This is a genomic window from Streptomyces sp. NPDC051219, assembly GCF_040682335.1.
In the GTDB taxonomy this organism is placed as follows: Bacteria; Actinomycetota; Actinomycetes; order Streptomycetales; family Streptomycetaceae; genus Streptomyces.
The window spans coordinates 72,307-91,635 of sequence record NZ_JBFBAS010000006.1 but is presented as its reverse complement, the minus strand read 5'-3'; the positions used below and the strand labels follow the sequence as shown (position 1 = coordinate 91,635).

General features: G+C 70.8%; 16 protein-coding genes and 1 pseudogene. 7 read left to right on the top strand and 10 right to left on the bottom strand.

Features of this window, described 5'->3' with window-relative positions:
• Positions 1-65: 65 nt before the first annotated feature.
• Positions 66-785 (bottom strand): GntR family transcriptional regulator, encoded by a 720-nt coding sequence (locus tag AB0M62_RS10015; protein ID WP_366073782.1) that lies wholly within the window; start codon positions 783-785, stop codon positions 66-68.
• Between the two features lie 146 nt (positions 786-931).
• Here AB0M62_RS10015 and AB0M62_RS10010 point away from each other — a divergent pair, with 146 nt between their 5' ends.
• Positions 932-1,936 (top strand): Gfo/Idh/MocA family oxidoreductase, encoded by a 1,005-nt coding sequence (locus AB0M62_RS10010; protein WP_366073643.1) that lies wholly within the window; start codon positions 932-934, stop codon positions 1,934-1,936.
• A 111-nt stretch (positions 1,937-2,047) separates the two neighbouring features.
• On the opposite strand, the gene AB0M62_RS10005 is transcribed toward AB0M62_RS10010, so the two are convergent.
• The 4 genes and pseudogenes from AB0M62_RS10005 to AB0M62_RS09990 form a co-directional block, all read right to left on the bottom strand.
• Positions 2,048-2,404: a PaaI family thioesterase gene (locus AB0M62_RS10005; protein WP_366073642.1), complete on the bottom strand. Its 357-nt coding sequence runs from the start codon at positions 2,402-2,404 to the stop codon at positions 2,048-2,050.
• A pseudogene (locus AB0M62_RS10000) lies at positions 2,296-2,541 on the bottom strand (response regulator); the annotation flags it as partial. The gene AB0M62_RS10005 and the pseudogene AB0M62_RS10000, both read right to left, overlap by 109 nt.
• Positions 2,542-2,545: 4 nt before the next feature.
• Positions 2,546-2,932 (bottom strand): hypothetical protein, encoded by a 387-nt coding sequence (locus AB0M62_RS09995; protein ID WP_366073641.1) that lies wholly within the window; start codon positions 2,930-2,932, stop codon positions 2,546-2,548.
• 30 nt (positions 2,933-2,962) lie between these two features.
• Positions 2,963-3,898, bottom strand: a complete 936-nt coding sequence (locus tag AB0M62_RS09990; RefSeq protein WP_366073640.1) for a DMT family transporter — start codon at positions 3,896-3,898, stop codon at positions 2,963-2,965.
• A gap of 750 nt (positions 3,899-4,648) precedes the next feature.
• On the opposite strand from AB0M62_RS09990, the gene AB0M62_RS09985 reads away from it, so the two are divergent.
• Positions 4,649-6,499: a transglycosylase domain-containing protein gene (locus AB0M62_RS09985; RefSeq protein ID WP_366073781.1), complete on the top strand. Its 1,851-nt coding sequence runs from the start codon at positions 4,649-4,651 to the stop codon at positions 6,497-6,499.
• A 17-nt stretch (positions 6,500-6,516) separates the two neighbouring features.
• On the opposite strand, the gene AB0M62_RS09980 is transcribed toward AB0M62_RS09985, so the two are convergent.
• Positions 6,517-7,818, bottom strand: coding sequence for a hypothetical protein (locus tag AB0M62_RS09980; RefSeq protein WP_366073639.1), 1,302 nt, complete (start codon positions 7,816-7,818; stop codon positions 6,517-6,519).
• Between the two features lie 232 nt (positions 7,819-8,050).
• On the opposite strand from AB0M62_RS09980, the gene AB0M62_RS09975 reads away from it, so the two are divergent.
• Entirely contained in the window at positions 8,051-8,791 is a 741-nt protein-coding gene (locus AB0M62_RS09975; protein WP_366073638.1) for an SDR family oxidoreductase, read from the top strand.
• A gap of 73 nt (positions 8,792-8,864) precedes the next feature.
• On the opposite strand, the gene alc is transcribed toward AB0M62_RS09975, so the two are convergent.
• Both alc and allB read right to left on the bottom strand, forming a co-directional pair.
• Complete coding sequence (gene alc, locus AB0M62_RS09970) at positions 8,865-9,989, bottom strand: allantoicase (protein ID WP_366073637.1); 1,125 nt, start codon at positions 9,987-9,989, stop codon at positions 8,865-8,867.
• Between the two features lie 4 nt (positions 9,990-9,993).
• Complete coding sequence (allB, locus tag AB0M62_RS09965) at positions 9,994-11,340, bottom strand: allantoinase AllB (protein ID WP_366073636.1); 1,347 nt, start codon at positions 11,338-11,340, stop codon at positions 9,994-9,996.
• Positions 11,341-11,669: 329 nt separating this feature from the next.
• Between allB and AB0M62_RS09960 the strand changes: the two genes are divergently transcribed.
• Positions 11,670-12,482, top strand: coding sequence for an IclR family transcriptional regulator (locus AB0M62_RS09960; protein WP_366073634.1), 813 nt, complete (start codon positions 11,670-11,672; stop codon positions 12,480-12,482).
• A 257-nt stretch (positions 12,483-12,739) separates the two neighbouring features.
• On the opposite strand, the gene AB0M62_RS09955 is transcribed toward AB0M62_RS09960, so the two are convergent.
• Complete coding sequence (locus tag AB0M62_RS09955) at positions 12,740-13,099, bottom strand: DUF5955 family protein (protein ID WP_366073633.1); 360 nt, start codon at positions 13,097-13,099, stop codon at positions 12,740-12,742.
• 154 nt (positions 13,100-13,253) lie between these two features.
• On the opposite strand from AB0M62_RS09955, the gene AB0M62_RS09950 reads away from it, so the two are divergent.
• Both AB0M62_RS09950 and aceB read left to right on the top strand, forming a co-directional pair.
• Positions 13,254-13,892, top strand: a complete 639-nt coding sequence (locus AB0M62_RS09950) for a nucleotidyltransferase family protein (protein WP_366073632.1) — start codon at positions 13,254-13,256, stop codon at positions 13,890-13,892.
• A gap of 259 nt (positions 13,893-14,151) precedes the next feature.
• Entirely contained in the window at positions 14,152-15,777 is a 1,626-nt protein-coding gene (aceB, locus tag AB0M62_RS09945; protein WP_366073631.1) for a malate synthase A, read from the top strand.
• A gap of 104 nt (positions 15,778-15,881) precedes the next feature.
• Here the strand turns inward: aceB and AB0M62_RS09940 are convergent, their stop codons facing one another.
• Positions 15,882-16,955: an AraC family transcriptional regulator gene (locus AB0M62_RS09940; RefSeq protein ID WP_366073630.1), complete on the bottom strand. Its 1,074-nt coding sequence runs from the start codon at positions 16,953-16,955 to the stop codon at positions 15,882-15,884.
• 260 nt (positions 16,956-17,215) lie between these two features.
• Between AB0M62_RS09940 and AB0M62_RS09935 the strand changes: the two genes are divergently transcribed.
• Complete coding sequence (locus AB0M62_RS09935; RefSeq protein WP_366073629.1) at positions 17,216-19,285, top strand: neutral/alkaline ceramidase; 2,070 nt, start codon at positions 17,216-17,218, stop codon at positions 19,283-19,285.
• The last annotated feature ends 44 nt before the right edge of the window (positions 19,286-19,329 follow it).

The following is a 19,329-nucleotide window of genomic DNA, read 5'->3' as shown; positions in this document are numbered from 1 at the left end:
CGAGTGAAGCGCCCCGTCAAGACTTTGTCCGAACATTCTGACGCGGACTTGTCCGGCTGGAGGCTTCAGGGACGCACCAGCAGTTGGAACTCGAAGGCGTAACGGGACGCCCGGTAGATGTGCGACCCGAACTCGACGGCGCGGCCGGTGTCGTCATAAGTGGTGCGCTGCATGGTCAGCAGCGGCGCACCCTCCGGCTCGCCGAGCTGCTCACCCTCCGACGCGGTGGCCGCGCGGGCCCCGACCGACTGGCGGGCGCTGTGCAGGGTGATCCCGGCGGCGCGCATCATCCGGTACAGGCCGGTGGCTTCGAGCCGCTCGGTGTCCAGGGGCAGCAGACCGGCGGGCAGGTGGTTGCGCAGAGACGCCATCGGCTCGCTGTGGGTCAGGCGCAGCCGCTCGACGAGGTGCACCTCGCTGCCCTCCGCCACGCCGAGTGCGGCCGCGACCTCGGCGGTCGCCGCCTCGACGGTGTTGCGCAGGACCCGGGTGGCCGGGCGCTGACCGGCCGCCTCCAGGTCGTCGTACAGGCTGCTCAGCTCCAGCGGCCGCTTGACCTGGCTGTGCACCACCTGGGTCCCGACGCCGCGGCGGCGCACCAGCAGGCCCTTGTCGACCAGCGACTGGATGGCCTGCCGGACGGTTGGCCGGGACAGGCCGAGCCGGCCCGCCAGCTCGATCTCGTTGCCGAGAAGACTGCCGGGGGCGAGCCGGCCCTTTTCGATGGCCGCCTCGAGCTGCTGGGACAGCTGGAAATAGAGCGGGACCGGGCTCGTACGGTCCACGCTCAGCTGAAGGGACACAGTGGAGTCCGTCAGTTGTTTGGACACGGGGTGAGCGTAGTCGCACGTAAGGACCACAGGAAGTCTGGAGGTTCGGTTGTCAGGACAAACGCATTGACAGGCGGACCAGCACGGTTCACCTTGTCTCCATGCGCATCGGACTGATCGGGACGGGCCGCATCGGCTCCTTCCACGCCGGAGTTCTCAGCCGTCACAGAGAGGCGGGGGCCCTGCTCGTCGCGGACGCCGATGCGGCACGGGCGGTCGCGGTCGCCGACCGGCTCGGCGCGACCGCCGCGCCCTCGGTCGACGAGATCTTCTCCTGGGGGGTGGACGCCGTGGTGATCACCTCCGCCACCTCCGCCCACGGCGAGCTGATCGGCCGTGCCGCGCGGGCCGGTCTGCCGACGTTCTGCGAGAAGCCGATCGCGCTCGACCTGGCCGGCACCCTGACCGCGCTGCGCGAGGTGGAGGCGGCGGACGGCATCCTGCAGCTGGGCTTCATGCGCCGCTTCGACGCCGGGTACCGGGCTGCGCGCGAACTCGTACGCTCCGGGCGGCTCGGCCGGCTGCACACCGTACGGGCCATGACGTCCGACCCGGCGCCGCCGCCGGCCGACTACCTGCCGCTGTCCGGCGGGCTCTACCGGGACTGCCTGGTCCACGATTTCGACATCCTGCGGTGGGTGACCGGCCGGGAGGTGACCGAGGTGTACGCGACCGGCTCGGACAGCGGGCCGGCGATGTTCCGGGAGGCGGGCGACGTCGACACGGCCGCGGCCGTCCTCACCCTGGACGACGGGACGCTGGCCACCGCGACGGCCACCCGGTGCAACGGCGCGGGCTACGACGTACGGATGGAGCTGGCCGGCGAGCTCGACCAGGTGTCGGTGGGCCTGGACGACCGTACGCCGATCACCTCGACCGAACCGCAGGGGCCGCCCGCCGCGACAAAGCCGTGGCCCGGCTTTCTGGAGCGCTTCGCCCCCGCGTACGAAGCGGAACTGGACGCGTTCGTACGGCTCGTACGGGGCGAGGGCCCGAACCCCTGCGACGGCCGCGAGGCGCTGCACGCGCTGCGGATCGCGGAGGCGTGCGAGCTGTCCCGGCGCGATCACCGCCCGGTACGGCTTGCGGAGATCCCGGACGCTTAGACCGGGCGCTTGGACCGGGCGCATGGAGGGGTGTCTCCCGGGGCCGGTCTCCCGGGCCGGTCTCCCGGGCCTGGCTTCCGGGCCTGGCTTCCGGGCCTGCCCGGCGTCGCTCTACTTCTGCGCGCTCAGGACCGTGCCCTGCGCCACCGCGCACAGGCTCTCCGTGCCCGTCTCGTCCGCGACGTACAGATCGCTGCGGCAGACGGCCTGCCGGCGCCCGCCGTGCACGACCGACGCGCGGGCGACGAGGGTGCGGCCCGCCGCCGGGCGTACGTGATGGATGGAGAACCCGCCGGTGAGGACGGCCGGGCCGAGGACCGTTCCAGCGGCGAAGGTGATCGCGTTGTCGGCGGCGTGACATGCGCCATGAGCTGCCGGGTGACGGCCGGGGAGAGCACCGGGTCGCCCGCCGCCACCCGGCGTACCGCGTCGACGATCCGTGCGGACGGGGTGCCCTTCAGTACGCACCCGGCCGCCCCGGCCCGAAGGGCACGCAGCACCTGTTCGTCCGCATGGAACGTGGTGAGGACGACAACCTCGGGCGCGTGCTCGCGGCCGCGCAGGGCCTCGGTCGCGGTGAGGCCGTCCATGCCGGGCATGCGGATGATCCTAGGACCGGTCCGCGAGTGCGTTGAGGCGCTCGAGCTCGGCGGCGTGCTCGCTCATCCGGTTGCTGACGCTGCCGCCGGTGTAGAGGACGGCACCGACGACCGAGACCGGCACGGACAGCCCGAGGACGGCGAGGAGTTCGGGCCAGTCGCGCTCGGCCGCGCAGCTGCTGCCGTTCGCCGCGCCCTCGTTGGCCGTCCCGTACTCCGTGAAGAACCGTGATTCGCAGTCCCTTGAGGAACGCTCTCGTTCCACCTCGTAGGGCGTGAGCAGCAGCATCCCGCACCACAGCCACAGCAGCGCGGCGGCGCTGAGGAGCCCGAAACCCCAGGCCTGCGCACGCTTGGCGCGCCTGCGGAACTCGATGTCGTACGTGAGCGAACGCACGGGACTCCCCCTGTTGTCGAAGACCCGAAGTTAGCAAGCCGCCCGGTCCGCGGCGCGGCGGCCCCAGATTGTCCCGGCCAGCACCAGTACGGCCCCCAGCAGCCCCAGGAAGCCCAGGCGTTCGCCGCCGAGCGCGATGCCCACGGCCGCCGCCCACAGGGGTTCGGTGCCGAGCAGCAGGCTGACGCGGGAGGGCGAGGTGCGGCGCACCGCCCACATCTGCACGAAGAACGCGAGGAGCGTGCAGAAGACGGAGAGGAAGAGCAGACCGGCCCACTCCCGGGCACCGAAGCCGACCGCCACCGACCAGGGCGTCTCGCCACTGCCGGGGGCCGCGGCGAGGACGGCGAACACCGCGACGGCCGCACCGAGCTGGATGGTCGTCAGGGACAGCGAGTCCGCCTCGTCGGCGGTCCGCACGGCCTTGATACGGGCCATGAACAGCACGTGCGCGGTACGGGCGAGGGCGGCCAGCAGCATCAGCAGGTCCCCGGTGGAGGGGGTGCTGAAGCCGCCGCCCTGGGTCAGCAGCACGACGCCGCCGACGGAGAGGCCGGCGGCCGCCAGGAAAGCGCGCGGTGGGCGTACGCGGGTCACCGCGGCCTCCGCGAGCGGCGTGAAGATCATCGTGAGGCTGATGATGAGTCCCGCGTTGGTGGCCGAGGTGTGGACGACTCCGTACGTCTCCAGCAGGAAGATCCCGCTCAGTACGAGTCCCAGCAGGCCGGCGCCACGCCACTGGGCAGCGGTCAGCGCGCGGAGCCTCCGCCACCCGGCCACGGCCAGCACCGGCAGTACGATGCCGAAGCGCAGCACGAGAACCGCGACAACAGTGTGGCTGGTGGTGATTCCCTTTGCCGCCAGATAACTGGCCCCCCACACCACGGCCACCACCAGCACGGGCAGGTCGGTCGGCCAGGTCCGGCGCGGGACAGCGTCGGTTGCGGGGGCGGCAAGGGAGGTCACGGGGGCGGGCTCCACGGGTGGGGCGGTGTGGAGACAACGGCGGCTCGCACGCGGAACGATCAACGTAGCCGGGGGCGGCCGGGCGCGGAAGCGGTATTCCGCGGGGTGGACGGGAAGGGGCCGGACCCCCGGGGCGGATGGATCGGGGCAAGGTGCGATACGTAGGGTTAATCGCCAGGGAGAGGTACCGGCCTCCGGGTCGGCGTGATTTGGGGGGAAAGATGTCCACCGAGGCTGGACACATAGCAGGCGGGCGGCGGAAGGCGGGGGCGGCCAGTGGGTAAGCACGGACGCGGGCAGGGGAAGCCCGCCGACCGCCCGGACATACATAACGAATCGGATGCTTCCGGCATACCGGGTGTACGGACTTCCCGTACCGCGCGGCAGAAGAGGGGCACCGGCCGAGCCCGCGGGACCGGTGGCACCCGCGGGATCGGCGGCACGCGTGGGAACGGCGGCACGCGTGGGAACGGCGTTACGCGCGAGCACGGCGACGCCCGGGGGAACGGCGATTCCCATGACACCGGCGGTGCCCCCACGACCGGCGGCACCGGCCGGCTCCGGGGGCTGCGCGGAATCGGGGACCTGCGCAGCGTCCGTATCAGCGACCTCCGCGAACTCCGGCCGCTCGCCGCGCTGGCAGCCGCCTGGGGGCGGGTGGACTACCCGCGCTCGGGCCGGCAGGGACTGCGCCGCTGGGTGCCGTCCTTGCGGCAGGTCCTCAGCTCCTTCCTGATCGCTATCGGCAGCATGGCGACCGTTGTGGGCGTCGCCTACGCGGGGACCGACATCCCCGATGACCTGAACTCGTTCGCCACTCAGCAGGACAACGTCTACTACTGGGCCGACGGGTCCAAGATGGCCAGGACCGGCTGGGTCAGCCGCCAGGAAATGCCGCTCGACCAGGTGCCGGAGGACGTCCAGTGGGCCGTGCTCGCGGCCGAGAACGCGAGCTTCTACTCCGACCCCGGCGTCTCTCCCTCGGGAATCGCGCGCGCGCTGGGCAGGATGGCGGGGGGCGGCAGCACACAGGGCGGTTCGACCATCACGCAGCAGTACATCAAGAACGCCTATCTCAACCAGGACCAGACGTTCTCCCGGAAGTTCACCGAGGTCCTGCTCGCGGTGAAGCTCGACAGCCGGCTGAGCAAGGAGGAGATCCTCGAGGGGTACCTCAACACCAGCTGGTTCGGGCGGGGCACGTACGGAATGCAGCGCGCGTCGCAGGCGTACTACGGCAAGGAGGTCTCGCAGCTGAACGCCAGCGAGGGCGCCTTCCTCGCCTCCCTCCTCAAGGGCGCCGGCCTCTACGATCCGTCCCTGAGCGCGGAGAACCGTGTCCGGGCCGTCGAGCGATGGTCCTGGACCCTGGACCGCATGGTCCAGATCGGCAAGCTCTCCGCCGCCGAGCGCGCCACGTTCACGAAGTTCCCCGAACCCAAGAAGGTCACGCGGCCCACCAACCTGAGCGGCCAGCAGGGTTACCTCGTCGAACTGGCCAAGGACTACATCGCGAAGAACGGCAACATTTCCGACGCCGACTTCGACCTGGGCGGCTACCAGATCCACACCACGTTCGAGAAGTCGAAGGTCGAGTCGCTCTCCAAGGCCGTCGAGAAGGTGCGCGCCGGGTTCGACCCTAAGAAGCGCGCCACCGACCAGTACGTGAAGACCGGTGCCGCCTCCGTCGCACCCGACGGCCGGATCCTCGCTGTCTACGGCGGGCCGGACTACCTCAAGCAGGGGTTCAACGAGGCGAACGCGGTGACCGTGCCGGCCGGGTCCGCGTTCACCCCCTTCGTCTATGCCGCGGCTCTGGGCGACGGCATACAGAAGGAGCGGGGTGCGCCCCGCGTTCCGGTGTCCCCCGACTCGCTCTACAACGGCAACCACGATGTGGCGGTGCGCACGCCCGAAGGCCCGTACTGGGACCGCGCCGGCAAGGTCGTCAAGGGCAGCAACGACGGAGAGAAGTCCTGGGGCAGCGCCATCAGCCTGCACCGGGCTCTGGCCAACTCGGTGAACACGCCCTTCCTCCAGCTCGGCATGGACGTCGGACTGGACCGGGTGCGGCGTACGGCGAAGGCCAGCGGCCTGCTGCCGTCCAGCTTCGGGCCTTCGGTGCCGGGCTTCTCGGTCGGCAACTCCAAGCCCAGCGCCATCCGGATGGCCACGGCGTACGGCACCTTCGCCGCCGGAGGCATGCACACCGAGCCGTACTCGGTGGTCAAGGTCACCCGCAACGGCAAGCCGTTCGATCTGCCACGCCCGCGCCCCGTGCGCGCGCTGCGCGAGGATGTCGCCGAACAGGTCACCGACGCGCTCCAGGAGTCGGTCCAGGAGGGCAGCGGAAAGGCCGCTCGGTCGGTGGGGTCCGAGGCCGCCGGCAAGACGGGCACCACCCCGGACAACACGGCGGCCTGGTTCGTCGGATACACCGCGAAGGAGTCCACGGCCGTCGTGCTGTACCGGACGGATCTCAGAAAGCTGGAACTGCTGTCCCTCGACGGCCTGGGGGGTCCAGAGGCACCGGATCCCGCATCGTTGCCCGTACAGATCTGGAAAGAGCACATGCAGTCGGCGAGCCCGGGGCGCCGGTAGGGCCCCGGCCGACCGCGCTAGTCGACGACCGTCTTCCAGTCCGGGGACTGGGCCGGGTCGAGGCCGCGCAGGTTGGCCAGGACCTGCGGATCCTGCGCGTCCAGCCAGTCGGCCAGTTCCTGGAAGGAGACGCATTTGACGTCCGACCGGGGGCAGACGTCGCGGATGACTTCCTCGACGGCGTCCATGTAGATGCCGCCGTTCCAGTCCTCGAAGTGGTTGCCGACGAACAGCGGTGCGCGGCTTCCGTTGTAGACCCGTTCGAAGCCGTTCATGTACGCGTCCCGGGTCTCCTCCTCCCAGGCGCCGTACATCGCCGGGTTGCCCTCGGTACTGCCCTTGGACTGGTTGTAGAGGAAGTTGAAGTCCATCGCGAGGACCTGGAGTTCCTTGCCCGGGTAGGGCAGGAGCTGGAGCGGGAAGTTCCAGATGCCGTCGATTTTGGACGGCCAGATCTGGAAGTCACCGGAGGAGCTGGCGTCGTACCGCCAGCCGAACTCCTTGCTCGCGGGAATGAGGGTCTTCTGTCCCTCCAGGCAGGGGGCGCGGCCACCGACGGTCTCCCGGTCCGGGTCGAATGGCAGCGGCGGGAGATCGGTCATACCCGTATTCGTCTTCCAGTTCTTGACGAAGGAGTACGTCTGCTCGATCTCGCTCTTCCATTCGGCAGTGCTCCACTCTCCGCCCCCCTTGGGCCCGCAGAAGTGGCCGTTGAAGTGCGAGCCGATCTCGTTGCCCTCCTTCCAGGCACCGCTGAGCTGTTCCAGGGTGGTCCTGATGTGCTCGTCGGTGGGATAGGAGATGGCCGAGGCGCCGACCTCGTGCTGAGGCGGGTCGTAAAGGCCCGACTTCGACTTGGGCAGCAGGTATATGCCGGTGAGGAAGAACGTCATCCGTGCCTTGCTCTCCTTCGCCACCTGCCGGAAGCGGGAGAAGGTCCGGTCGTCGCCCTCCAGCGCGCCGTCCCAGGAGAAGACGACGAACTGCGGCGGCTTCTGCCCCGGTTTGAGCCGCTCGGGCTTGAGCTGGTTGGGCTGCGGTCCGGTATACGAAGTAGAACCGTCACCCAGGACCTTGACCTTGCCGTCCCAGGGCTCCTCCTTGCCCTTGCCGGACTTGCCCTTCGCCGCGCCGTGCAGCTGCTCTTCCGCTGCCTCGCCCTTGCCGGCCGGGGTACCCGCCTCGGCGTCCTCGTCACCGCCCGGCAGCCGCATGAGCAGGACCCCGGCCACGATGAGCACCACCGCGGCGACGCCCATGCGTATGCGGGCGCGTTTACGAGCGCGCGCACGCGCTCGTGCGCGATCACTCCGTGCCATGGAACTCGCTCCCCCCAAGATGACCAACGCGTGTCCCCACAACACGCCTGCCCGAGAATACGTGGTTCGTCAGAACCGGAATCGAGGCGGTCAATTGTCACAGCGCCCGGCCGTACTCCGCTCCCCCGCGGCCGGGCGTCCTCGCCGTCCGATTCCCGCCGGTACCCGCTGCGCCGAGCCGGTTTCCTTGAGCCGTAACCACACATCTCCACGGACGGAAATGAGGCTCCTGATGGCTGCACTCACGGGGAGAACAGCACTGGTGACCGGCGGCAGCCGCGGCATAGGCGCCGCGACGGCGCTGCGGCTCGCCCAGGACGGGGCGGACGTCGCGGTGACCTACGTCAACGGCGAGGACGCCGCCCGGGACGTCGTACGGAAGATCGAGGCGACGGGGCGGCGCGGGATCGCGATCCGCGCCGACTCCGCGGACGCGGACGCGGCGGCCGGCGCCGTGGAGCGCGCCCTGGAGGGACTGGGGCGACTCGACATCCTCGTCAACAACGTGGGTATCGGCGTGCTCGGCCCGCTCGACGGGCTCGAGCGGGCCGAGGTCGACCGTGTGCTGGCGGTCAACGTACGGGGAGTGTTCCTCGCCTCGCAGGCGGCGGCCGCACGGTTGGGGCGCGACGGCCGGATCATCACCATCGGCACCTGCATGACACAGCGGGTGCCGGGGCCCGGCGGGACGCTGTACGCGATGAGCAAGTCCGCGCTGATCGGCCTGACGAAGGCGCTGGCGCGAGAGCTGGGCGAGCGGGGTATCACGGCGAACATCGTGCACCCCGGTCCGGTCGACACGGACATGAATCCGGCGGACGGCCCCTTCGCACAGGCGCAGACAGCCCTGACCGCCCTGGGCCGCTTCGGGGGCGCGGACGAAGTGGCCGCACTGGTCGCCTTCCTGGCGGGGAACGAGGCGGCGTACATCACGGGCGCCGAGTTCGCGGTGGACGGCGGCCACGCGGCTTAGGCCCTGCCCCTGGAGGTCCTGCCCTGGATGCCCTGCCACGGACACATGCCCCACCATGGACATGCGGGGGGCGTCAGCCGCCCAGTTCCTGGTGACGGGCCGCCAGACGGGCGGCGCCCTCCTCCGTCAGGGAGCCGAACAGCCGGAGGCGCGAGATACCACCGTCGGGGAAGATGTCGATGCGGACGTGGGTCGCCGCTCGGCCGGCGGTACCGGAGCCGAGTACGAAGCGGTGGTTGGTGTCGGGCTGCAGCCTGGTGCGCGGAAGGATTTCCACCCACTCGGACGACTCGCCGTCGCGGACGGAAAGCGCCGCCCAGCCCGCCGAGTTCCCCTTGAGGTACGCCGTGTCGATCTCGACCGCGCGGATCTGCGACTGTTCCACCAGCTGGTAGCGGATCCAGTCGTTGCCCTTGTCACGACGGCGGCGGGTCTCCCAGCCGTCGTCCATCTTGCGGGACCGGCCCGGCTGGATGGTGTTGGTGGCCGGTGAGTAGAAGCGGTCGGACGCGTCCTCGACCTGGCCGCCGTTCTCCAGCGCCACGAGATCGAACGTGCCGAGGGTCGCCAGCCACGCCGGGTCCGGTGCGACCTCGCCGTGGACCCGCAGGCGCGCGATGCCGCCGTCGGGATGCTGGTTGACCCGGAGGTGCGTGAAGCGCTGCTCGGCGTCGACGGCGAAGCCGTTGGCCGCATGGCCGCCGATGGCCGTACGCGGGACGAGCGTCGTCCACTTCACGTCGCCGGAGAGCAGCTCCTCGGGGGACGGGGAGCCCGCCACCGAGGTGCCCTCGACCGAAACGGCCTGCGGGTAGTTGCCGCGGAAGTGGGCGGTGTCGATGACGATGCCGCGGATCACGCCGGGCGCGCCCAGCCGTACGAGCGCCCAGTCGTGGTCGTCCTCGGTGGGGTGCGGCTGCTCCGCGCCGATGCCCCGGCGGCGGCGGGTCTCCCAGCCGTCCATGATCTTGCCCTTGTGGCCGAAGTGCTCGGGGTCGAACTCGGCCGGCTCGGGCTTGAGCATGTTCTCGCGCTCGGCGAAGAACTCGTCGTTGGCAGCGATGACACCCGCGCCGAGCCTCCGGTCGGCGAGATCGGCGAGGTGGGTGAAGGGGAAGTCGGCAGTGCGGTAGTCGGCGTACGGGTCGCCGCCTCCGAAGGGATTCGCGTCGCCGGTGAAGCTCTGGATCGCCGTCATGCGGTCAGTTCTGCCTTTCGAGGAGGAGGCCGGTGGGCTCGGTGAGGGTGCCGCGGTCGGCGATGCGTACGCCGCGCAGCCAGGTGGATTTGACGACGCCGTGCAGGGTCTTGCCCGCGTACGCCGTGACCTGGTTGCGGTGGAACAGCTCCGCGGGGTCCACGGTGAAGGTCTCGTCGGGCGCGAGGACTGCGAAGTCGGCGTCGCGGCCGGCTTCGATGGCGCCCTTTTGCGCCAGCCCGGCCAGTTCGGCGGGGGCCGCCGACATCCAGCGGGCGACGTCCTCGAGCGAGCGGCCGCGCTTACGGGCCTCGGTCCAGATCGCCGGGAGGCCCAGCTGGAGGGAGGAGATACCGCCCCAGGCGGCGGCGAAGTCACCGGTGTCGAAGCGCTTGAGCTCCGGCGTGCAGGGCGAGTGGTCGGAGACGATGCAGTCGATCGTGCCGTCGATGAGCCCCTGCCACAGCGCGTCCTGGTTCTCCGCCTCGCGGATCGGCGGGCAGCACTTGAACTCGGTGGCGCCGTCCGGGACTTCCTCGGCGGTCAGGGTGAGGAAGTGCGGGCAGGACTCGACGGAGATCCGCACCCCGTCGCGCTTGGCGGCGGCGATCAGCGGCAGCGCGTCGCTGGAGGACAGATGCAGCACGTGGACGCGGGCGCCGAGCCGCTTGGCGTGCGCGATGAGGCCCTCGATCGCGGTGTTCTCGGCGTCGCGGGGCCGGGAGGCGAGGAAGTCCGCGTACCTGGGACCGTCCTGCTGCGGGGCGGACTCGAGGTGGTGCGGGTCCTCGGCGTGCACGATCAGGAGGCCGCCGAAGCCGGCTGTCTCGGCCATGGACCGGGCGAGCTCCTCCTGGCCGAGCTCGGGGAACTCCTCCACGCCGGACGGTGACAGGAAGCACTTGAACCCGAAGACTCCGGCGTCGTGCAGCGGCCGCAGGTCCTTGACGTTGGACGGAACGGCACCGCCCCAGAAGCCCACGTCGATGTGCGCCTTGGAGCGCGCGACCTCCCGCTTGGTGGCGAGGTGGCCGGTCGTGGTGGTCGGCGGCAGGGAGTTCAGCGGCATGTCCAGGAGGGTGGTGATGCCGCCGGCGGCCGCGGCGCGGGTGGCGGTCCAGAAGCCTTCCCACTCGGTGCGGCCCGGGTCGTTCACATGGACGTGGGTGTCGACGAGGCCGGGAAGCAGTGCGTCGTCCCCGAAATCCTCCAGCCGGGCCCCGGCCGGCGGCTTGGTCTCGTACGGCAGCACGGCCGCGATCTTCCCGTCGGCGACGGCGACCGATGCGGCCCGCGTCCCCGCGGGCGTGATGACACGCGTCGAGCGCAGTACCAGGTCCCAGTCGGACACCCCGGCCCCTCCTCTTCCTCATTCCGCAGAGCGAAATTCAACGTTCTGTTGAACGAGTCTTCACCCCGACGCGGGACGCGTCAAGAGCGGCCCGGCCGTCCGCGCCCCAGCGCACACGGCACATTGGATGTTTCCACAGAATGGAATTATGATTTCGCTCTACAGAACGCAGCCCTCACCAGCAGGAGCATCACCGACACCTCCGCGGGCCCTGCGCCACCCGGACAAACCCCCTCTGACCGGCCAGGACGGCCTTCCCGGGCGCTATGGAGGCCCACAACAGCCCGGTAGGCTGCTTCCTTGCCTGCCAGCACCGAAAGGACCGCGCCGTGCCGACGTCCAGCGCCAGCGACGCCTCCACCGATGTCGCCGCCTCCAAGCCTGCCGCCGCCAGCGGCGGTGTCCAGTCCCTCGAGCGCGCCTTCGACCTCCTCGAGCGGATGGCCGACGCCGGCGGTGAGGTCGGGCTCAGCGAGCTCTCCGCCACCAGCGGGCTGCCACTGCCCACCATCCACCGCCTGATGCGCACACTGGTGGCCTGCGGTTACGTACGACAGCAGCCGAACCGCCGCTACTCCCTCGGGCCCCGCCTGATCCGGCTCGGCGAGTCCGCCTCGCGGCTGCTCGGCACCTGGGCCCGCCCGTACCTCGCGCGCCTGGTCGAGGAGACCGGCGAGACCGCGAACATGGCACTGCTCGACGGCGACGAGATCGTCTACGTCGCGCAGGTGCCCTCCAAGCACTCCATGCGGATGTTCACCGAGGTGGGCCGCCGGGTGCTGCCCCACTCCACCGGAGTGGGCAAGGCGCTGCTCGCGCACGCCCCGGCCGACGAAGTACGCGCGCTGCTGTCCCGGACCGGGATGCCGGCCGCCACGGAGAAGACCATCACGACGCCCGAGGGCTTCCTCGACGCACTCGACCAGGTACGCAAGGCCGGCTATGCGGTGGACGACAACGAGCAGGAGATCGGCGTCCGCTGCCTGGCGGTCCCGGTGCCCAACTCCCCCACCGCCGCGGCGATTTCGATCTCCGGCCCGGCCGGACGGGTAACCGAGGCCGCGACCGAGCGGATCGTACCGATCCTCCAGGGCGTCGCGGCGGAACTGTCGGTGGCACTGGCCAGCCAGAGCCCGGCCTAGCCCGGCCACTCCCGCAGCACGGCCGGCGGCCGGCAGCACGGCCCGTCCCACCGCGCCGAAGCGGGCGCCGCCCTCGATGCGTACACCGCAGCCCAGCGCCCGTTCGGCGAGTGTGAAACCGTGTCCGCACCTCTCAGCGATGCGTACGAGCGTCAGCTGGAGCAGCGGCACGAGGAACGGGTCGCGGAGCCGACGCATCCGGGGCGTTCGCTGTGCGCGCTCTTCCGCGCCCTCGTGCGAACGCCGGGCGACTGCGCTCAGACGGGCGGAGCCGGCCGACTGGGCGGAGCAGGGGAGACGGGAGAAGCCGGCGGATTCTCACCCAACAGCTCGACGGCGCCCCGCACAGCCGTCAGCGCTGCTGACAGAGCGCTGACCGAGCCGATCGCACCGGCGACGAGCAGCAGTGAGCGCCGCAGCCGCGGGATCTCCGGCACCCCGCCGGCCGCCATCGCGTCGAGGGCCGCCAGTTCCTCCTCGGCGATTCCCCGGTCCGGGAACTCGGCGGGGTGCCCGGCCAGTGCCCGGCGCAGCCGGGACACGGCGGTGCGCAGCTCCGCCACCTTCGGGTCCTCGCCGCTCACGGTCACACAACCCTGCCCCACACGTTGCAACAAAGCTGTCCTCTCGCACGCCTTTGTGCTGACTGTCCGCAAGTGCCTCTGCCCCGCCCCGCGTTGATGCCTCGCCGCCGGTCTTGCGGGCCAGTAAACGCCACAGGGTGCGCGCTGCGCCACTCTCTGACACGAAGAGGTGCGATATGCAGGTCCCATGAGGCAGACGGCACGCACCCCCCATGACGATGACGACGACGGCCACGAAACTCCGGTGATCGCCGGACTGCTGCTCGCCGCGGGCGGCGGGCGACGGCTCGGCGGGCGGCCCAAGGCGCTGCTCCGACACCAGGGCCGGCCACTGGTCGAGTACGCGGTGCGGGTGCTCAGGGAGGGCGGCTGCGAGCCGGTGCACGTGGTGCTCGGCGCCGCGGCCGGCGAGGTGCGGGAGCGGGCCGATCTGGCGGGTTGCGTCCTGGTGGACAACCCGCACTGGGCGGAGGGCATGGGGTCCTCGCTCCGGGCCGGCCTGACGTCGCTGGCGGCCGGCGGGGCCGACGCGGTACTCGTGTCGCTGGTGGACCAGCCGGGGATCGGGCCGGCCGCGGTGGCCCGGGTCCGGGCGGCGTACCGCTCCCCCGCCAGCCTGGTGGCGGCGGCGTACGACGGGAAGCGCGGGCATCCGGTGCTGTTCGGCTCACAGCGGTGGGCGGACATCGCTGCGACCGCGGTGGGTGATCGCGGGGCGCGTGACCACCTGCGGACTCACGCGGCCGACATCACACTGGTGGAGTGCGGGGACGTTGCGGCGGCCTACGACATCGACACCACGGAGGACCTTGTTCACCTCGAGTGAGGGCAGTTGTGAACGGGTTGTGACGGATGTGGCACTGAGAGCCGTTCGGGGGACGCTTCTGTCGACGAGAAGAATCTCGACATCAACAAACCATTGAACTTCCACCATGAGGAAACTACTATCCACAGGTCAGAAGCGCCCTGAACCCCCGACGGCGCCCGCGACCGTATCTCGGAACACTCGCGACTCCCCGGCACTCCGTGCCGTTTCGAGCGCTCCCGGCGGCCGCCGGGCACCGCCGCTGAAGGAGTGACAGCCAATGTCCGCACCAGCGCCGTCCACGCTGGCCATCGTCGACGCCGAGCCCCTGCCCCGGCAGGACGAAGTTCTCACCGAGGCGGCCCTGGCCTTCGTGGCCGAGCTGCACCGGCTGTTCACGCCCCGGCGTGACGAGCTACTCGCCCGCCGTACCGAGCGCCGTGCCGAGATCGCCCGCACATCCAGCCTCGACTTCCTCCCGGATACCGCACAGATCCGTGAGGGCGACTGGAAGGTCGCGCCGGCTCCGGCCGCGCTCAACGACCGCCGTGTGGAGATCACCGGTCCGACCGACCGCAAGATGACCATCAACGCCCTCAACTCGGGCGCCAAGGTCTGGCTCGCCGACTTCGAGGACGCCTCCGCTCCCACCTGGGAGAACGTCGTCCTCGGCCAGCTCAATCTCATCGACGCCTACGAGCGCCGGATCGACTTCGCCTCCCCGCAGGGCAAGACCTACGCCCTGAAGCCCGCCGAGGAGCTCGCCACCGTCGTGATGCGGCCTCGCGGCTGGCACCTCGACGAGCGTCATCTGCGGGCGGACGGGCGCGCCGTCCCGGGCGCTCTGGTCGACTTCGGCCTGTACTTCTTCCACAACGCCCAGCGCCTCATCGACCTCGGCAAGGGCCCGTACTTCTACCTGCCGAAGACCGAGTCGCACCTCGAGGCCCGCCTCTGGAACGACATCTTCGTCTTCGCCCAGGACTATGTGGGCATCCCGCAGGGCACGGTCCGCGCGACCGTCCTCATCGAGACGATCACCGCCGCGTACGAGATGGAGGAGATCCTGTACGAACTGCGTGACCACGCGGCCGGACTCAACGCGGGCCGCTGGGACTACCTCTTCTCCATCGTCAAGAACTTCCGTGACGGCGGCCAGAAGTTCGTCCTGCCCGACCGCAACGCGGTGACGATGACCGCCCCGTTCATGCGCGCGTACACCGAACTCCTCGTGCGCACCTGCCACAAGCGCGGCGCGCACGCCATCGGAGGCATGGCGGCCTTCATCCCCTCGCGCCGTGACGCCGAGGTCAACAAGGTGGCGTTCGAGAAAGTCAAGGCCGACAAGGACCGGGAGGCCGGCGACGGCTTCGACGGCTCCTGGGTCGCCCACCCGGACCTGGTGCCGATCGCCATGGCCTCCTTCGACGCGGTGCTGGGTTCCAGGCCCAACCAGAAGGACCGCCTCCGCGAAGACGTCTCGGTAGCGCCCGGTGACCTGATCGCCATCGACTCGCTGGACGCGAGGCCCACGTACGAGGGCCTGCGCAACGCCGTCCAGGTCGGCATCCGGTACATCGAGGCGTGGCTGCGCGGCCTCGGCGCGGTCGCCATCTTCGACCTGATGGAGGACGCCGCCACGGCGGAGATCTCCCGCTCCCAGATCTGGCAGTGGATCAACGCGGGGGTCGTCTTCGAGCACGACGGCAAGCCCGTGCGGGCGACCGCCGAGCTGGCCCGCGAGGTCGCGGCCCAGGAGCTGGCGGCCATCCGTGCCGAGGCCGGCGAGGCGGCCTTCGCGGCCGGCAAGTGGCAGCAGGCTCACGACCTGCTGCTCCAGGTCTCGCTGGACGCGGACTACGCGGACTTCCTCACCCTGCCCGCTTACGAGCAGCTGGCCGGCTGACACCGCAACACCACTGACGACGCCTCCGCCCCCGGTACCGCACAGCACCGGGGGCGGAGGCGCTCCTTCTGCCTGTCCCTGGTCCACGCCAGGCCGGCCGGCAACTACCCCTGCCGGATCTCGGTGGGTTCTGGTGCGTCGGGAAGGTATCCGACCGCAGTGTCCTGACGCCGGCGGCGGACCGCCGACGGGCTGGTTCCGAACCAGCGCGCCACCGCACGGCGCAGGGCTCGCACATCGGCGTAGCCGACCTGGGCCGCCACGTGGCTCAGCGGCAGGTCCGTGCCCCCCAGCAGCTCCTCGGTCCGGGCCAGCCGTACCCCGTCCACCAGGGCCTGGTAGCTCGTGCCGCATTCGGCGAGCCGCCTGCGCAATGTCCGTTCGCTCACGGCGCGCTGATGGGCCTGCTGAGCGAGTGTCGGGGGTCGTGGCAGGCTCCGCGCGACGGCCGACTCGACGCTCTCCACCAGGTCCCGCCGCTCCCGGCCTGGGCCGGCGGCCTCGTCCAGCAGGCCCACCACCGTCGCCAGGGTGTACGGGTCGGCGGTGGGGAGCGTACGGTCCAGCCACGCGTCGTCCAGCACGAGCCGGTTCTGCGGTGCCCGGAACCGTACGGAGCAGCGGAAGTGCATCCGGTACTCCGCGGCGTACTCCGGCCGCGCATGGCGGACCGTCACCGCCAGCGGGGCGAACCCCTCGCTGTCCGCGGACCGGACCACCGACACGATGCTCGCGAACGCCTCCTCCACCAGGAACGCCTGCAGATCGCCGTCCGCGTACCGGGTGGTGGCGACGACGGCCGTGGCGTGTCCCTCCTCCGCCTCCAGGTGGAAGTCGAGCATCGACCCGGCCAGTTGCTGGTGCCGCATCCCGAGCGTCAGGCTCTCGCGCACGGTGGCCGCCGAGAGGAGGCCGAGGCCCAGCAGCCCCCACGCGGTGACCCGTTGACGCCGCCCGACCGCGAGGCCCAGCCCCGGATCGTCCAGGGCGGTCATCGCCTCGCGGATGAAACGGCTGCCCTGACGGTACGACACCCGCAGCCCGACCGCGGCCAGGTCGTCCTCGCACAGTCCGGCCCGCCGCAGCAACGGCCCCACCGGACAGCCGCGTTCGGCGGCCACGACCGCCACGTACCGCAGGATGTGCGGGGTGACGGTGGCGGACGCGTGACGGGACACCTCTGCTCCCTGTGTGCGGCAGAACGGGGAAGGGAGAACGGAGAACAACGGAGAACGGTGCCGGGCCGGGGAACGGAGCAACGGAGCAACGGACGGGGAACCCGCCGAGGGTGCCCGGGCGTGCGTACTGTAGGCCCCGCGGGCTCCGGAAGGACAGGGCGAATGGCCGCCGAGAACCCCCTTACTGGCCGGTACTGACCTCTGCGGCATCCTCCGCAGGTCCTACCGTCGGGGCACCCCACACCTGCCCTGGAGGTCCCATGCCCCCCACCCGCACCCGGCGCAGGCGCCTGTCCCTGGCGCTGGCCGCGACGCTGGGCGCCGTGTCCCTGGGCGCCGTGCCCGCCACACCGTCGGCGTCCGCCGGGACCGCGGCCGCCGCCGCGGACCCCGGCTATCTGGTCGGCCGCGGCATCTCCGACGTCACCGGCGAGGCCGCCGAGACCGGCATGATGGGCTACTCCAGCTTCGACCAGAAGACCTCCGGCATCCACCAGCGTCAGCGCTCCCGCGCCTTCGTCGTGGTGGACCGCGCGACGGGCAAGCGGGTCGTGTACGTCAACGCCGACCTCGCGATGATCTTCCAGTCCGTACAGCAGGGCGTCGCCGCTCGCCTGAGGGAGCGCTTCGGCGGTCTCTACACCGAGGAGAACGTGCTCCTGTCCGCCACCCACACCCATTCCGGACCCGGCGGCTACTCGCACCACCTCGCCTACAACCTGTCCGTCCTCGGCTTCCAGAGCGGCACCTACCGGGCCATCGTCGACGGGATCGTCGAATCCGTGGTCAAGGCCCACCAGGACGTCAGGCCCGGCACCATCACCCTGGGCACGGGCACACTCACCAACGCCAGCGTCAACCGCTCCCGCACCTCCTTCGACCGCAACCCCGCCGCCGACCGGGCCGCTTTCCCGGGGGCCATCGACCCGGCGATGACCGTGCTGCGCCTGCGGCAGGGCGCCGAGGACGTCGGGGCGATCAGCTGGTTCGCCACCCACAACACCTCCATCACCAACAAGAACACCCTGATCAGCCCCGACAACAAGGGCTATGCCGCCTATGCGTGGGAGCACGACCACGAGGGCGTGCGCTACCTCGAAGACAAGCCCGGATTCGTCTCCGCCTTCCCCAACACCAACGCCGGCGACATGTCCCCGAACCTCAATCTCAAGCCCGGATCCGGCCCCACCGAGGACGAGTTCGAGAACACCCGCATCATCGGCGGGCGGCAGCTCGCCAAGGCCCGCGAGGTGTTCCAGGACGCGGACACCGCGATCACCGGCAGCGTCGACTCCCGTCTGGTGTACGTCGACATGGAGAACGTGACCGTGGGCGGCGCGTACACGCCCGACGGCAGGGAGCACCGCACCTGTCCCGCCGTCGTCGGCGCCTCCACGCTCGCCGGCAGTGTCGAGGACGGACCGGCGATCCCCGGCTTCACCGAAGGCATGCGCACCCCGATCGCCCACATCGTCGACGCCCTGAAGGTGGACGTCCCGGACTGGCTCGCCACGTGCCAGTACCCCAAGGCGGGTCTCGTGCCCACCGGACTGCTGGACCACGTCCACCCGGTCACCCCGAGGATCCTGCCCCTGCAGATCGTCAAGATCGGCCAGTTCCATCTGGTGGCCGGACCCGGCGAGTTCACCATCACCGCCGGACTGCGCGTGCGGCGGACCGTGGCCCAACAGCTCGGCGTGCCCCTGGAGCACGTCCTCCTCCAGGGCTACGCCAACGCGTACAGCCAGTACGTGACGACACCCGAGGAGTACGACGCCCAGCAGTACGAAGGCGGCTCGACGCTCTACGGCCGCTACACGCTGCCCGCCTACCAGCAGGAGTACGCCCGCGTCGCCGCTTCCCTGCGGCAGGGCACCCCGCTCGAGCGGGGCACCGCGCCGCCCGACGAGTCCGCGCGCCAGTTCAGCCTCCAGACCGGCGTGGTGTACGACAACCCGCCGGCGTTCACGTCGTTCGGGCAGGTCCTGACCGAGGCCGCGGCCTCGTACCAGCGCGGCGGGACCGCCACCGTCGACTTCGTGACCGGGCACCCCAAGAACAACCTGCGCCGGGGCGGCACGTTCCTGGAGGTGCAGCGGCTCGTGGACGGCCGCTGGGTGCGGATGCTTGACGACGGCGACTGGCAGACCAAGTACCGCTGGACCCGTATCAACGGCCTGACCGGTACCTCGAAGGCCACGATCACCTGGGACATCGGGGCGGACACCCCGCCCGGCACCTACCGCATCGTCCACTTCGGCGACGCCAGGAGCCTGCTGGGCACGATCACGCCCTTCACCGGCACTTCCCGTACCTTCACCGTCTCCTGAGGGAATCCGGCGAGGTGCCGATGAGTTCTGCCCGCCGGTCGGGT

What these genes read in the sequence shown, in the direction of transcription:
- AB0M62_RS10010 (WP_366073643.1), top strand. Translation starts at nt 932, where the DNA reads ATGCGCATCGGACTGATCGGGACGGGCCGCATCGGCTCCTTCCACGCC.
- AB0M62_RS09985 (WP_366073781.1), top strand. Translation starts at nt 4,649, where the DNA reads ATGGCGACCGTTGTGGGCGTCGCCTACGCGGGGACCGACATCCCCGAT.
- AB0M62_RS09980 (WP_366073639.1), bottom strand. Translation starts at nt 7,818, where the DNA reads ATGGCACGGAGTGATCGCGCACGAGCGCGTGCGCGCGCTCGTAAACGC.
- AB0M62_RS09975 (WP_366073638.1), top strand. Translation starts at nt 8,051, where the DNA reads ATGGCTGCACTCACGGGGAGAACAGCACTGGTGACCGGCGGCAGCCGC.
- alc (WP_366073637.1), bottom strand. Translation starts at nt 9,989, where the DNA reads ATGACGGCGATCCAGAGCTTCACCGGCGACGCGAATCCCTTCGGAGGC.
- AB0M62_RS09950 (WP_366073632.1), top strand. Translation starts at nt 13,254, where the DNA reads ATGAGGCAGACGGCACGCACCCCCCATGACGATGACGACGACGGCCAC.
- aceB (WP_366073631.1), top strand. Translation starts at nt 14,152, where the DNA reads ATGTCCGCACCAGCGCCGTCCACGCTGGCCATCGTCGACGCCGAGCCC.
- AB0M62_RS09935 (WP_366073629.1), top strand. Translation starts at nt 17,216, where the DNA reads ATGCCCCCCACCCGCACCCGGCGCAGGCGCCTGTCCCTGGCGCTGGCC.